This is a genomic window from Acuticoccus sediminis, from assembly GCF_003258595.1.
Taxonomy (GTDB): domain Bacteria; phylum Pseudomonadota; class Alphaproteobacteria; order Rhizobiales; family Amorphaceae; genus Acuticoccus; species Acuticoccus sediminis.
The window spans coordinates 1-13,724 of the sequence record NZ_QHHQ01000007.1 but is presented as its reverse complement, the minus strand read 5'-3'; the positions used below and the strand labels follow the sequence as shown (position 1 = coordinate 13,724).

The window sequence follows — 13,724 nt, the reverse complement described above, 5'->3', positions numbered from 1 at the left end:
GCGATGAGCGTTGTTTCAACTCCGTCCGAGAAGGACGTCCCTGGCCTCGTTGAGTTGGGCGGCCAGAAAACTCGACCCGCCCTGGTCGGGATGCATCTGTTTCATCAGGCGGCGGTGCGCTGCGCGGATCTCGCCCTCGGACGCACCGGGCCGAAGACCGAGCACCTCGTAGGCCTGCTGCTCGGTCATGGCACCGCCGTTCGGGCGGCCAGGACCGCGCGATCCCTTCGACCGCCCGTTGCCGTCAGCCTCAGCGTCTTCACGCCAACCGGGCTGCCGGCGGTCGAGATATGCCTCCACGAGGAGCCGTGAGTCCTCCTCGCTCCGCTGCGAGAATTCCGCCCGCAGCGTCATGAGCTCCGGCAGCGCCATCGCCGAGAAGGCGCGCCCGGTGAACGGACCGCTGATCACGACGGCGTCCATGTCCCCCGAATCGTGATCGAGCGTCGCCTCCAGCGAGGCGGTGCGTACCTTCGAGCCCGTCCCCGCGGACCGGCGCGAGCGCTTCCCCGTGCGGGCGGAGCCGCCGAACGATCCGCCGGTGAAGGGGTTTCCCGCGAACGCCCCCTGCCCCGACAGCCGGCCGAAGCCGAGGCCGATCAGCGTGATCCCGAGCCCGACGCGGCCGCGCAGCATCAGGAAGAGCCCGGCGAGGATGAGGCCGACGTTGCCGCCGGAGCGGATCTTCTGCGCGAGGAGCTGAGGGCTGGCGTTGGCGAACCAGCGCGCGCCGAGCACCATCGCCCCGAACAGCGCGAGCCCCACAAGAAGCGGCAGAAGCAGGACGATCACGAGAGCTTCTCCAGCAGAAGGCGCGCCCCTCCGTCTCCCCTGGCGCTGCGGTCGGCGAGCGCCTTGCGGCCGCCCGCGGCGTAGACCGCGACCGCCTTCAACAGCTTGGCGAGCTCCGCGCTCGCCGCCCCGTCGAGGGTGAGGTGCGCACCGTTCGAGAGCCGCGCCATCTCCGCGAACGCCCGCGTCGCCGACGGATCCCGGCGCTCCTGGAAGATGAAGATAGGCACCTTCAAGAGCCCGAGCTGCCCCGCCCTCTCGCCGAGGAGGTCGATGTTCTCCTCCATCGCGTCGCCGACGTAGACGAGCGCCTGGACGGGCTGCTTTCGCGTCTCCTCGAGCGCGCGCGCCAGCACCTTCGAGATCTGCGTGCGGCCGGCGCGGCAGTCGATCCGCGTCATCATCTCGCCGAGCCGGATGCCGTCGGAGATCCACTTCGACGCCCGGCACTCGCCGAAGCCGCGGAAATAGATGAGCTGCATGTCGAGCCCGCCGACCGAGGCGGCCTCGGCGAACATCTCGGCCTGGATATGGCAGGCACGGTCCCAGGTGGGCTGCCGGCTCATCGTCGCGTCGAGCGCGAAGATCAGACGGCCGCGCCCGCCTCCCGTCGATGGCGCCGTCGCGCTGGCGCGGGCCAGGAAGGCGTCGATCTCGCCGCGGCTGGAGGCCGCCGGTGCCTGATCGGCGGTCCTGGCCGGAGTATGGTCGTTGTTCTTTGCCACACCCTGAAGATAAGGCTTTCGCACCGGCGCGCCAGCGGCGAGCCGGGCGTGCGGCGAAGCGGCCGGGTCAGCCCCCGGCGCGCATCTTCTCCGTCCGGCGCCGCATCATCTCCATGAAGCTCAGCAGCAGGATGGAGAGGCAGACGAGGATGGTGGCGAGCGCCAGGATGGTCGGGCTGATCTCCTCGCGCAGGCTGCCGAACATCTGCACCGTCATCGGCACCTGCTTCGGTCCGGCGAGGAAGAGAACCACGACGACCTCGTCGAGCGACGTGATGAAGGCGAAGAGCGCGCCCGCCACGATGCCCGGCGTCAGCAGCGGCAGGATCACCTTGAAGAAGGTCGTCGTCTGGTTCGCGCCGAGCGACTGCGAGGCGCGGATGAGCTGGTTGTCGAAGCCCGACAGCGCCGCCGTCACCGTGATCACCACGAACGGCGCGCCCAACACCACGTGGCTCATGATGATGGCGAAGTAGGTCTGCGACAGGTTGATCCGCGCGTAGAAGGCGAAGAGGGCCGCCGCGGTGATGATCAGCGGCACGATCATCGGCGAGATCAGGAAGGCGGTGATCGCCGCCCGCGCCGGCATCTCCCGCCGCGAGAGGCCCAGCGCGGCAAGCGTGCCGAGCGTCGTCGCGATGATCGCCGAGATGGTGGCGATGAAGAACGAGTTCTGGATCGACCGCGTCCACTCGCCCGAGTTGATGAGGTTGTCGTACCACCGCGTCGAGTAGCCGGACGGGTCGAGCGACAGCATCTCCTTCGTGAAGGTGAAGTACGGCGTCGCGTTGAACGACAGCGGGATGATCACGATGATCGGCGCGACGAGAAAGAAGAAGATGAGGCCGCAGATCACCAGGTAGGTGATCCGCCACGCGCGCTCGAGGGGGGATTCGTATGCGGGACGTGCCATCGGATCACCCGAACTTCAGCCGGTCCACGCCCACCAGCTTGTTGAACAGCCAGTAGAGGACGAGGACCCCGACGAGGAGGATGGTGGCGAGCGCCAGCGCCAGGCGAAGCTGGGCCAGCGAGCCGGTCATCCGGTCGGCGATGAGGTTGGAAATGAAGATGCCGGACTCGCCGCCGACCAGCGCCGGGGTAATATAGTACCCGATCGCCAGGATGAAGACGAGCAGGACACCCGCCGCGAGCCCCGGGACCGTCAGCGGCATGTAGACCGTGAGGTGCGCCCTCAGCGGCGTCGCGCCCATGGATCGGGCGGCGCGCGTCAGCGACGGCGGGATCGTCTTCATGACCGAGTAGAGCGGCAGGATCATGAACGGCAGCAGGATGTGCGTCATCGCCACGATCGTGCCGATCCGGTTGTAGATCATCCGGATGCGCCCGTCCTCGTCGACGACATGGAGGAGGACAAGGACGTCGTTCACCACGCCCTCCTGCTGGAGCAGCACGATCCACGCCGATGTCCGCACGAGGAGCGACGTCCAGAACGGCAGCAGGACGAGGATCATCAGGAGGTTCGCGCGGGAGGCCGGCAGGGTCGCGAGGAGGTGCGCGACAGGATAGCCGAGGACGATCGTCAGCACGGTGATGAGCGCGCTCATCCATGCGGTCTGCCAGAAGGTCTGGGTGTAGACGCGCAGGTAGTCCGGCCGGCGCACGATGTCGCCGTCCTCGTTGTACTCGTAGTCGAGCGCGCGGAGGTAGTAGGCCGGCGTCAGCGTCCGCGACTCGCGCTGGATCAGCTTCCAGAGCCGCGGGTCGCCCCAGTCGTCGTCATCGGCGAGAAGCGCCTCCTTGAAGGGCGCCTGGAACTCGTCGGCCGAGCGCATGGCGCCCATCATGGTGGAGCGGATGCCCGCGAGCTCGGCGTTGAGGCGGGCGGCGACGCGGCCGATGGTGGCGCGGCCGCCGTTCTTGAGGTCCGTCGCCATCGCGGCGAAGACCTCCTCGGAGGGAAGGTCCGTCCCGTCCCAGTCGGCGATGGCCTCCGCCGTGTTGGGCAGGTAGCTCGCCACCTCGGGGTTCGACACCGACCGCGTCATCATCTGGATGATGGGGATGGTGTAGGTGATGAGCAGGAACGCGAAGAGCGGCAGGACGAGGAGCAGCGCGTTGCGGCGGGCCTTGGCGTTGGCCTTTCGGAGCGCCTGCTTCAGAGGCTTGCCGTCCGCCGTCGTCAATGCGGCTTTCGGCTCGGGGACTGGGATGGCCCCCGGTACGGCGGCGTCAGTCATGCTCGGTCCGATGCTCTCTTGGCGTCAATGCGCGTGGTCCCCTCGCCTCTTAGCCGTAGGAGCGCCCGTCGGGTGCGCCCCCTTCAAGCGGACGCGGCGCACGCCGGACGCCCGCCACGTTCCGGGATGCCGGGGCATCTGGGCGCGCCCGACGCCCCGGATGGTCCGGGACGCGACGCCGCGCCCCGTTCCCGATCGCCGGGCGCGTGACCGCGCCCGATTCAAATTGTAGGGGCGCGGTCGGGCGCCCCTGTCGCTCGTTACGAGTTGAGCCAGGCGTTGAAGCGCTCCTCGAGCGCGTCGCCGTAGTCGGCCCAGAAGTCGGTGTTGAACTGGATCGCGTTCTGGAAGTTCTCGGGCGAGGTCGGCATGTGCGGCTTCATGTCGATGTCGGTCTCGACGGCCTTGCCGCCCTCCTCCTTCCAGAGGTTGCCCACGAGGTCGACCGAGGAGTTACGCGCCGGAGCGTAGGAGATCCACTTCGCCTGGTCGGCCAGCCGCTGGGTGTCGGTGGCGAACTTCAGGTAGTCCATGATCTCTTCGAACTGGCCGGTGTCCACGGGGACGACCCAGCCGTCGACCTCGAACATCTGACCGTCCCACATGATCTCGAAGGGCTGGCCTTCGTTGACCTGGGCGTTGAAGATGCGGCCGTTGTAGGCGGTGACGATGTTCGCCTCGCCGTCGGCCAGCATCTGCGGCGGCTGTGCGCCGGCGTCCCACCAGATGATGTGGTCCTTCAGCTCGTCGAGCTTGGCGAAGGCGCGGTCCTGGCCCTCCTGCGTGGCCAGCACGTCATAGACTTCGGCCGGATCGACGCCGTCGGCGATCAATGCCCACTCGAGGTTCTTCTGCGGGATCTTCTCGAACGAGCGGGTGCCGGGGAACTTCTCGACGTCCCAGATGTCCGCGACCGTCTTCGGCCCGCCGTCCGGGTACGCCTTGGTGTTGTAGGCGAACATGGTGGCGTAGAGGATCTGCGGCACGAAGCAGTCGCCGGTGGTGCCCTCGATGAAGTCGTCGGCCGCCGGGGTGCCGTCGGGCGCCGTCGCGAGCTGGTCGAACGGGATCTCCTCGAGCAGGCCTTCGTCACAGGCACGCTGGGCATCGGCCTGCAGCATGTCGACGACGTCCCAGGTCACGTTGCCGGCCTCGACCTGGCTGCGGATGCCGGCGAGCGCCTGGTTGGACTTGTCCTCCTCGAGGATCTGGATGCCCGTCTTCTCGGAGTAGGGCTCGTGATAAGCCTTGCGCTGGCTCATCGAGTAGGCGCCGCCCCAGGACACGATGTTGAGCGGCTCCTGCGCGACGGCTGCGCCGATGCCGAGCAGCGACGCGGTCGTGCCGATCAGAATGTGCCTTAACAAGATGACTTCTCCCTTGTTTGATTTCGCCGGTGAACCGGCCTGTCGTCCTTCGGCCGGCGTCGTGGCCGGCCCGGATGTGCGACGCGATGCGGCGGCGTGGCCAGCCGGGCCCCGTCAGGTGGCGATCGGGTCGAGCGCGTGGCAGTCCTCGGTGGACCAGCCGACCGTGACGTTGGACCCTTCCGACAGCGCCTCTGTGCGCTTGTGGTTCGGCACCTTGACGATGAACTCGCTGTTCCCCGCAACCGAAAGTCGCGCGCGAATGGTATCGCCCAGATAGATCAATTCCTCAACGCGCCCGTCGAGGGACGTGTCGGAATCGGACGGGCCGATCGTCACACGCTCGGGCCGCAGCGACAGGGTCGTGCGGGCGCCCTCGCCCTCGACGTTGATCGGCGCCGCCGTGACGGTGGCGCCGGTGTCGAGGGTCACCTCGCAATGGCCGTTGACCATCTTCGAGATGGTGCCGGACAGCTTGTTGTTCTCGCCGATGAACTGGGCGACGAACGAGTTGTGCGGATGCTCGTAGAGCTCCTCCGGCGGGGACAGCTGCTGGATCTTGCCGTCGTTGAAGACCGCGACGCGGTCCGACATCGTGAGCGCCTCGGTCTGGTCGTGCGTCACGTAGACGACGGTGACGCCGAGGTTCTCGTGGATGTGCTTGATTTCGTACTGCATCTGCTCGCGCAGCTGCTTGTCGAGCGCGCCGAGCGGTTCGTCCATCAGGACGAGGTTGGGTTCGAACACCAGCGCCCGCGCCACGGCGATGCGCTGCTGCTGGCCGCCGGAGAGCTGGGCCGGGCGGCGGCCGCCGAAGCCGGAGAGCTCCACCATCGCGAGCGCACGCTCGACCTTCGCCTTGATGTCGGACTTCGACAGGCCCCGCACCTTGAGCGGGTAGGCGAGGTTCTCGCCGACGGTCATGTGGGGGAAGAGGGCGTAGTTCTGGAACACCATGCCGATGCCCCGTTTGTGGGGCGGGAGCTGGCCGATCGGCTGGCCGTCCAGGAAGATCTCGCCGTGCGTGGGTGGCTCGAAGCCGGCGAGCATCATGAGGCAGGTGGTCTTGCCCGAACCGGACGGCCCGAGCATCGTGAGGAATTCCCCGGCTCGGATGTCGAGGTTCAGGTCCTTCACGACGAGGGTCTCCCCGTCGTAACTCTTTTGCACGCCGTCGAACTTAACCGCGGCGCCTGGTGTCTCTCGTTGTGAGCTCAGGGCGTCACCCGTCAGGTTGCTTGGTGCCACTTATAACGGCATGCCTAACCGCCGAGCGTCAACAGGCTTTTTGGCAAAAACGTGGTGACGCGGGCGATGCAGCGGTCGCAGCGATAAGCTCGGCCTAACCCCGCGTCGCATCTGGGAAGCGGCATTCCGGTAGCAGATCCAGTCGGAAATTTCCTGTCGCCCCGGACGATCGACCGGCCCTCGATCGGGTTCGGATATGAGTCATCCGTACAAATTCTTGACCCTCCCGGAGCGCCGAATCGGGTCCTCGTGCGCGGATCGGCGGAGGGTGCCTGAACGGCTCGGCTGGAGGCGACCCATGCGGCAACGGGCTACCGGGCGAGCCGGTCGCGGCGAGTGTGGCCGGGCTCGACGGCAACGCGGCGACGGCATGCCGGGCGGCTGCCCGCCGGGTCGATCCGGCGGCAAGATACGCTTATGGACCGAGAGCGCCCGGCCCTGTGTATTCGTGCTAGCCGAACCCGCCGCGATCGAGTGCTCTTTCGCGACGGCGGCACTCGAATGCGCGCCGTCCGATCGGCCTTCCCGGCTCGCCGCGGGACCTCGACCGGGCGGCGCGCGGTTCGGCCCGCCGTCGTCATGGGCGGCCCGGTGAGGACCGGACCGGGCGGAGCGTCAGTAGCGCCGTGTCGGGCGGTGGTCCCGGGCGGTGATGCGGATCGGCTGGAGCTTCATGCCGGCGGGAACGTCCCGGTCCTTGCGGCCGGCAGGCTCCTCCCCGGTGTGGAGCATCAGCGCGACGCTCATCTGCACGCTCGCGAAAGTGATGACGAAGAAGCCCAGCATCACGGCAAGCGCCAGATACCCGGCGTCGTTGCGCATCACGAGGCCGCGCAGCCCGCCGACGTCGCCGATGACGAGGAGGGAGACGGCAGCGACGGCGATCAGCGCGCCGACGGCCGCGTGCCCGGCCAGGAAGCGAATAAGACGATAATCATGAGTACGGCGCATCCGACTACTCCCGATGTGCGGCCCGTTCGTCCGGTATCGTCATCCGAAGATAGGAGACGACGGCCGATCCGTCACGCATTTCCATGGGGTCCTTTCGCGGTTTAGCACGGCGTCAATCGCCCCGTCGCTGCAACATGCGAAAGCGCCACGAGAAGCGTCGATCGTGCCTTTTGCTCGGCGTTGAACGCATTATCTTTCTGTCGGTGCCGGCTCTCACAGCGGCACTCGCGGTGGCACCTGCGCCGCGCCATCCACGTGACGGCACGCGGGCGTCTCTCGCCGCGCGCCGGGACCAGGAGGACCCATGAACATCGAGAAACTCTCCGATCGCACCCGCGGATTCATCCAGGCCGCGCAGACCAATGCGATCGGTGCCGGGCATCAGCAGTTCACGCCCGAACATATTCTTAAGTCCCTGCTGGATGACCCCGACGGTCTCGCCGCCGGTCTGATGACCGCGGCCGGCGCCCGTCCCAAGGAAGCGCACGAGGCCGTCCAGCGCGCCCTCGCGAAGATGCCGAAGGTCGAAGGCTCCGGCGCGGGCGACCTGCGCCTCGTGTCCGGCACCGTCAAGGTTCTGAACCAGGCCGAAACCCTGGCGCAGAAGGCGGGCGACTCGTTCGTCACCGTCGAGCGGCTCCTGCTGGCGCTCGCCTCCGAGCCGTCGACCGAGAGCTTCAAGATCCTGAAGAACGCCGGCCTCACGCCGCAGTCGCTGGAGAAGGCGATCGCGGAGCTGCGCAAGGGCCGCACCGCCGACTCGGCCGGCGCCGAGGACTCCTATGATGCCCTGAAGAAGTACACGCAGGACCTCACCGCCTCGGCCCGCGACGGCAAGCTCGACCCGGTCATCGGCCGTGACGAGGAGATCCGCCGCACCATCCAGGTGCTCTCGCGCCGCACGAAGAACAATCCGATCCTCATCGGCGAGCCCGGCGTCGGCAAGACCGCCATCGCGGAAGGGCTCGCGCTGCGCATCGTCAACGGCGACACGCCCGAGAGCCTGAAGGACAAGAAGCTCCTCAGCCTCGACATGGGCGCGCTCATCGCCGGCGCGAAGTATCGCGGCGAGTTCGAGGAGCGGCTGAAGGCCGTGCTCGGCGAGATCAAGTCGACGGGCGACGTGATCCTCTTCATCGACGAGGTGCACACCCTCGTCGGCGCCGGCAAGACCGACGGCGCGATGGACGCCTCGAACCTCCTGAAGCCCGCCCTCGCGCGCGGCGAGCTGCACTGCGTGGGCGCGACCACCCTCGACGAGTACCGCAAGTACATCGAGAAGGACGCCGCCCTCGCCCGCCGCTTCCAGCCGCTGTTCGTCGACGAGCCGACGGTCGAGGACACCGTGTCGATCCTGCGCGGCCTCAAGGAGAAGTACGAGCTTCACCACGGGGTGCGCATTTCCGACTCGGCGCTCGTCTCCGCGGCGCAGCTCTCGAACCGGTACATCCAGGACCGCTTCCTGCCGGACAAGGCGATCGATCTCGTCGACGAGGCGGCCTCGCGGCTGCGCATGCAGGTCGACTCCAAGCCGGAGGAGCTGGACGAGATCGACCGGCGCATCCTGCAGCTCTCGATCGAGCGGGAGGCGCTGCGCAAGGAGAACGACCAGGCGAGCCGCGACCGGCTCGAGCGCCTGGAGCGCGAGCTTGCCGACCTCGAGGACCGCTCCGACGAGCTGACCACCAGGTGGCGCGCCGAGAAGGAGAAGCTGGCCGGTGCCCAGGGCGCCAAGGCCGAGCTCGACCAGGCCCGCAACGAGCTGGCCAACGCGCAGCGCCGCGGCGACCTCGGCCGCGCGGGCGAGCTCGCGTACGGCGTGATCCCCGAGCTCGAGCGCCGCATCGCGGAGGCCGAGGCGGCCGGGACCGGCGGCATGGTCGAGGAGGCCGTCACCTCCTCGCACATCGCCCAGGTCGTCTCGCGCTGGACCGGCATCCCGGTCGACAAGATGCTCGAGGGCGAGCGCGAGAAGCTGATGCGCATGGAGGAGGAGCTTGAGAAGCGCGTCGTCGGCCAGGCCGAGGCCGTGCACGCCGTCTCGTCCGCCGTCCGCCGGTCGCGCGCCGGGCTGCAGGACCCGCACCGGCCGATCGGCTCGTTCATGTTCCTCGGCCCCACGGGCGTCGGCAAGACCGAACTGACCAAGGCGCTGGCGCACTTCCTGTTCGACGACGACACCGCGATGGTGCGCATCGACATGTCCGAGTACATGGAGAAGCACGCCGTCTCGCGGCTGATCGGCGCCCCTCCGGGCTACGTCGGCTACGAGGAAGGCGGCGCGCTGACCGAAGCCGTCCGGCGACGGCCCTACCAGGTCGTCCTCTTCGACGAGATCGAGAAGGCGCACCCGGACGTCTTCAACGTCCTGCTTCAGGTGCTCGACGACGGGCGCCTGACGGATGGCCAGGGGCGCACGGTCGACTTCCGCAACACGATCATCGTCATGACCTCGAACGTGGGCGCCGAGTTCCTGGCGAGCCAGGGCGAGCACGACGACGTGGAGGCGGTCCGGCCGCAGGTGATGGAGATGGTCCGGGCGACGTTCCGGCCCGAGTTCCTGAACCGCCTGGACGAGATCGTCCTCTTCAGCCGCCTGAAGCGGGTGCAGATGACGGCGATCGTCGACATCCAGCTCCGCCGGCTGGACACGCTGCTGGCCGATCGCAAGATCAGGCTGGAGGTGCCGCAGAATGCCCGCGAGTGGCTCGCCGAGCGCGGCTACGACCCGGTCTACGGCGCCCGCCCGCTGAAGCGCGTGATCCAGAAGGAGGTCCAGGACCCGCTCGCCGAGGCGATCCTGTCCGGCACGGTCTCCGACGGCGACACCGTCGTCGCGGTGCCGACCTCCGACCGGCTCATCTTCGAGCCGGCCTCGACCTCCGCGGCCGCCTGACGCCGCCACCAGCCGGCCCCTCGAGGGGCCGGCTTTTTCTTGCCCACCGCCCCCGCCGGGCCGCGGCCCCATACGGCGCCGTGACAATTCTTGTGCGGTGGCCCGATGCGCCGCCAGATGCCGCTCCGAATATCCGGCGCTCCTGACGTCAGGGGATTGGCGATGTGTCCTCTCGGCACATCCGGCCGGGATCTCGGCGCCGACACCCCGGGATTGCAGGAGGCCCGCACCGGCGGCGACGCTCACTCCGGATCGCACGGACGGCCGGTTCGGCGAACTTCGGATCCCTGCTTTATCGGCTGGTGAAATTGAAGCGATCCAGTGGCATCATGCTGCCGGGTTTGGACGCATTCGTCCGGGACGGAAGTATCCGGCTCGCGCCGCGCTTGCGGATCCATCCGGAGACCGGGGCACTTGGCCGCCTGATTTATGGACGCGGCAGGCAATATAAACCTGAAATTGCATATCTACCCTTAAGTTGATATCGTCCGCCCGCGTTCAGGCTTTGGAGGCGTGCAATGCTGCGTTACGGATCGGTCACCGCTGCGCTGTTCGGGGCGGGAGCGTGTATGGCGACGCTCGTCCCGGTCCCCCTGCCCGGCCTCCTGCAGCCGCTCGCCGACCCGCTGACGCCGGTGCAGACGGTCCTCGCAGCCTGCGGCGCCACCTTCAGCGTCCTCGTCAGCCTCTTCGCGCTCGCCGCGCTGGTCCGGCCCGACCGTACGTTCGGGGTGCTGATCATCGCCGCCGCCATCGGCGCGTCATTCTGCCTGGGACCGGTGGTCGCCGCCCTCATGTCCGGCGCGGTCCTCGCGAGTCTGCCGCTGGTCCTCACGTCCGGGGACGACCTCGCGATGCGGCCCCGCCCCGGCGTCGCCGCCACCAAGCCCCGACGCCCGCGCCGCCTCTTCGCCTGACCGGGACGCCGCCGGCGCCGGTCCGGACGCGCGCATCGTCGGGACACCCGGGAGCCCGGCCCCCGCCGAGGGAAGGTCCCCTGCCCGCCGGCCCGGGCGGCTGGGCCGGTCCCCGTATCAGGAAGGGCCGGAGCCCCGTCCGCGCTTCATGGAGCGCGGGACGGTTCAGCGGCGGGCGACCTCGATCCGCTTCTCTTCCAGCAGCGCCTCGATCCGGTCGCGTTCCGAGCGGAAGGCGACCAGCTGATCGCCTGACAGTTCCTTGCCGCGGCGCAGGCGGATCTTCAGCGGGTTCACGGGACGCCCGTTGACGTGCACCTCGAAGTGGAGGTGCGGGCCGGTCGAGTAGCCGGTCGAGCCGACATAGCCGATCACCTGGCCCTGCTTCACCCGGACGCCGGGCTTGATGCCCTTGGCGATCTGCGACTGGTGGGCGTAGCCGGTCATGTAGCCGTTGAGGTGCTGGATCGCGACCCACCGGCCGTAGCCCGCCTTCCAGCCCGCCGCCGTCACGACACCGTCGCCGGCCGCGTAGATCTGCGTGCCGCGCGGCGCCGCGTAGTCGACGCCCTTGTGCATGCGCTGACGGCGCAGGATCGGGTGGCGGCGCATGCCGTACCCCGAGCGATAGATGCCGCGCTCCATGGGCTTGCGCATGAGGAAGCGGTCGCCGGTGCGGCCGTCCTCGTCATAATAGTCGATCGTCCCGTCGTTGGACTTGAAGCGGTAGAAGCGCTTGTCCACGCCGCCCACGCGGAGCGATGCGAAGAGGAGCTCGGCCGGTTCTTCGGCCCCTTCGGGGACCTGCGAGTGCAGCACCATCAGCGAGTCGCCGGCGCGCACGGAGGAATTGTAGTCCACCTCGTTGGCATATGTGGCGACGAGGATGTCGCGCACGCGGTCCGGCAGCTCGTGGTCGATCGCCGTCTGGTAGAGGCTGTTGTAGATCGACGGCGTCTTGCTGCGCGGCGCGGCCACCTGGAGGCTACTGACGTCCGGCGCGGGCCCGGTCGGCGCCTCGCCCAGCACGAACTCGCCGCTGTCGGTCATCGCCACCGTCGCGACGTGGATGTCCTTCTGGTAGATCGACAGGCGCGACGGGCGGCGCTGCGCCTCCTCCCCCTCCTCGTCGAGCTGGAAGGCGATGCGCAGCGTCTGGCCGGGGCGCAGCGTCTGCACGCCGACGTCCCGCAGCACCGCGTCGATGGCCTTCACGTCGTGGGCGGAGACGCCGCTGCCGACGAGGATCTTCGACAGCGTGTCGCCCGGCTGGACGAGCTCCACGAGCTCGTTGTCGCTGGGGGCGTCGTCGTCGACGTCGATGGTCTTGACCAGCTCCGACACGTTCTCCGGAATGACGACGACGTTCGGGGCCACCTCCTCGGACGGGTCCACGAACGAGCCGTCGTCGACGAACCCGGTCCCGTTGGCCGACGCCAGCAGCGGCCCGGTCGCGGCCGGCTCGCCCTCCGCGCCCTCGGCCACCGGCGTCTCGGTGCCGCGAAGCTGCCGGGCGACCTCGCCGTCCTTCAGCTCGAGGTCCTCCTGGAAGGTGACGCCCTCCTCGAGCGGGAAGTCCGACACCGACACGGTGATCTCGCCGTCGACTTCCTGCGAGGAGATGGTGTCGGCCGCGCTGGTGCTCGCCTTGGTCTCGGTCGACACCAGCTCGCGGGCGTTGAACGTCGGGATGGAGCCGATCTCGCCCGGGTCGAGGACCAGCGAGGCGTTCACCATGACGTAGGGGCGCTTGGCGATGACCCGTTCGTCTCCACGGCGCACCACGGTCGCGATCTCGATGATCCGCCGGGAGGACACGGTCTCGAAGGTCGGACGCACGCGGTCCCCCTTCTCTCCCTTGCGCGCGCGAGGGACCTCGGGATCGCGGATCGGCGCGGCCTCCGCGGAGACGACGTAGCGCCCGTCGAGGGCGGCGAAGAGGGCGCCTCCCATCAGGGCGGTGGAGGTGATGGCGGTCACCACCGCGCCGAACAGCCAGCGCACGCTGACGCCCCGCCGGGAATATCGTGACGGGTCGGCATCGCCCATCATGATCGGCGGTTCGTCACCGAGTTCGACGGCTCTTGGCTTGCGGCTGTCTATGGCCACGGTCGATCCTCACTTACGCAAACACAGTCTTTCCTTCTAAGGGATCGGAAATCACGACGAAAGGATGGAACTTCGTCGCGCCCGGCGGCCGGGGTTGACTCCGCGCCCTCACCTTCTCCCGGGCTGGAGCGTGGCACGATGTGCATCGCGTCGCACATGCGTCCCGCACCGATTCGCGCGCCGGCCCGTTTTCCTACGTTTTTACAGTGACTTACGCACCCTCGATCACAGGACCGTTCGTTTCGCGTGAACTTTTTGCGAATCGGTCGTTGACACCCAAGGCCCCTCTGAGTATATCCCCATCCACCGACGGGGCGACGCCGCCTTCTGGCGCTGCCGGCCCGTCACTTTTCCACGGAAAGTCGAGCCGGATGGCCCGAGAGATCGGGACAGGGGCTTCTTTCCGCTGAATTCAGGAAGACATGGTCTTCCACGGTGCCACTGGGTACCGGGCTCTTTGACAAGTGAATGCGAAGAAAGAGAAACGTGGGCGGCGTTGTCCCTGCGGATCTCACACC

10 protein-coding genes are annotated in these 13,724 nt (G+C 68.2%); 2 read left to right on the top strand and 8 right to left on the bottom strand.

The window, feature by feature from the left end:
* Positions 1 to 15: 15 nt before the first annotated feature.
* From DLJ53_RS25870 to DLJ53_RS25840, 7 genes are all read right to left on the bottom strand, one after another.
* Entirely contained in the window at positions 16 to 792 is a 777-nt protein-coding gene (locus tag DLJ53_RS25870; protein ID WP_202913360.1) for a J domain-containing protein, read from the bottom strand.
* Positions 789 to 1,517, bottom strand: a complete 729-nt coding sequence (locus DLJ53_RS25865) for a VWA domain-containing protein (RefSeq protein ID WP_111350675.1) — start codon at positions 1,515 to 1,517, stop codon at positions 789 to 791. Before DLJ53_RS25865 ends, DLJ53_RS25870 begins: the two co-directional genes overlap by 4 nt.
* Positions 1,518 to 1,584: 67 nt before the next feature.
* On the bottom strand, positions 1,585 to 2,430 hold the full coding sequence (locus DLJ53_RS25860) for an ABC transporter permease (protein WP_111350673.1): 846 nt from the start codon (positions 2,428 to 2,430) through the stop codon (positions 1,585 to 1,587).
* A gap of 4 nt (positions 2,431 to 2,434) precedes the next feature.
* Positions 2,435 to 3,718, bottom strand: coding sequence for an ABC transporter permease (locus DLJ53_RS25855; protein ID WP_111350671.1), 1,284 nt, complete (start codon positions 3,716 to 3,718; stop codon positions 2,435 to 2,437).
* A 260-nt stretch (positions 3,719 to 3,978) separates the two neighbouring features.
* A complete protein-coding gene (locus DLJ53_RS25850) occupies positions 3,979 to 5,085 on the bottom strand; it encodes an ABC transporter substrate-binding protein (RefSeq protein WP_226578436.1) in 1,107 nt (368 codons plus the stop codon).
* 114 nt (positions 5,086 to 5,199) lie between these two features.
* Positions 5,200 to 6,255: an ABC transporter ATP-binding protein gene (locus tag DLJ53_RS25845; RefSeq protein ID WP_319005087.1), complete on the bottom strand. Its 1,056-nt coding sequence runs from the start codon at positions 6,253 to 6,255 to the stop codon at positions 5,200 to 5,202.
* Positions 6,256 to 6,948: 693 nt separating this feature from the next.
* A complete protein-coding gene (locus DLJ53_RS25840) occupies positions 6,949 to 7,284 on the bottom strand; it encodes a hypothetical protein (RefSeq protein ID WP_111350669.1) in 336 nt (111 codons plus the stop codon).
* Between the two features lie 304 nt (positions 7,285 to 7,588).
* Between DLJ53_RS25840 and clpB the strand changes: the two genes are divergently transcribed.
* Positions 7,589 to 10,180 (top strand): ATP-dependent chaperone ClpB, encoded by a 2,592-nt coding sequence (gene clpB / locus DLJ53_RS25835; RefSeq protein ID WP_111350667.1) that lies wholly within the window; start codon positions 7,589 to 7,591, stop codon positions 10,178 to 10,180.
* Between the two features lie 569 nt (positions 10,181 to 10,749).
* Positions 10,750 to 11,097, top strand: a complete 348-nt coding sequence (locus DLJ53_RS25830) for a hypothetical protein (RefSeq protein WP_111350665.1) — start codon at positions 10,750 to 10,752, stop codon at positions 11,095 to 11,097.
* Positions 11,098 to 11,262: 165 nt separating this feature from the next.
* On the opposite strand, the gene DLJ53_RS36440 is transcribed toward DLJ53_RS25830, so the two are convergent.
* Positions 11,263 to 13,206 (bottom strand): M23 family metallopeptidase, encoded by a 1,944-nt coding sequence (locus DLJ53_RS36440; RefSeq protein WP_146620089.1) that lies wholly within the window; start codon positions 13,204 to 13,206, stop codon positions 11,263 to 11,265.
* Positions 13,207 to 13,724 lie beyond the last annotated feature (518 nt).

What these genes read in the sequence shown, in the direction of transcription:
- DLJ53_RS25860 (WP_111350673.1), bottom strand. Translation starts at nt 2,430, where the DNA reads ATGGCACGTCCCGCATACGAATCCCCCCTCGAGCGCGCGTGGCGGATC.
- DLJ53_RS25855 (WP_111350671.1), bottom strand. Translation starts at nt 3,718, where the DNA reads ATGACTGACGCCGCCGTACCGGGGGCCATCCCAGTCCCCGAGCCGAAA.
- DLJ53_RS25840 (WP_111350669.1), bottom strand. Translation starts at nt 7,284, where the DNA reads ATGCGCCGTACTCATGATTATCGTCTTATTCGCTTCCTGGCCGGGCAC.
- clpB (WP_111350667.1), top strand. Translation starts at nt 7,589, where the DNA reads ATGAACATCGAGAAACTCTCCGATCGCACCCGCGGATTCATCCAGGCC.
- DLJ53_RS25830 (WP_111350665.1), top strand. Translation starts at nt 10,750, where the DNA reads ATGGCGACGCTCGTCCCGGTCCCCCTGCCCGGCCTCCTGCAGCCGCTC.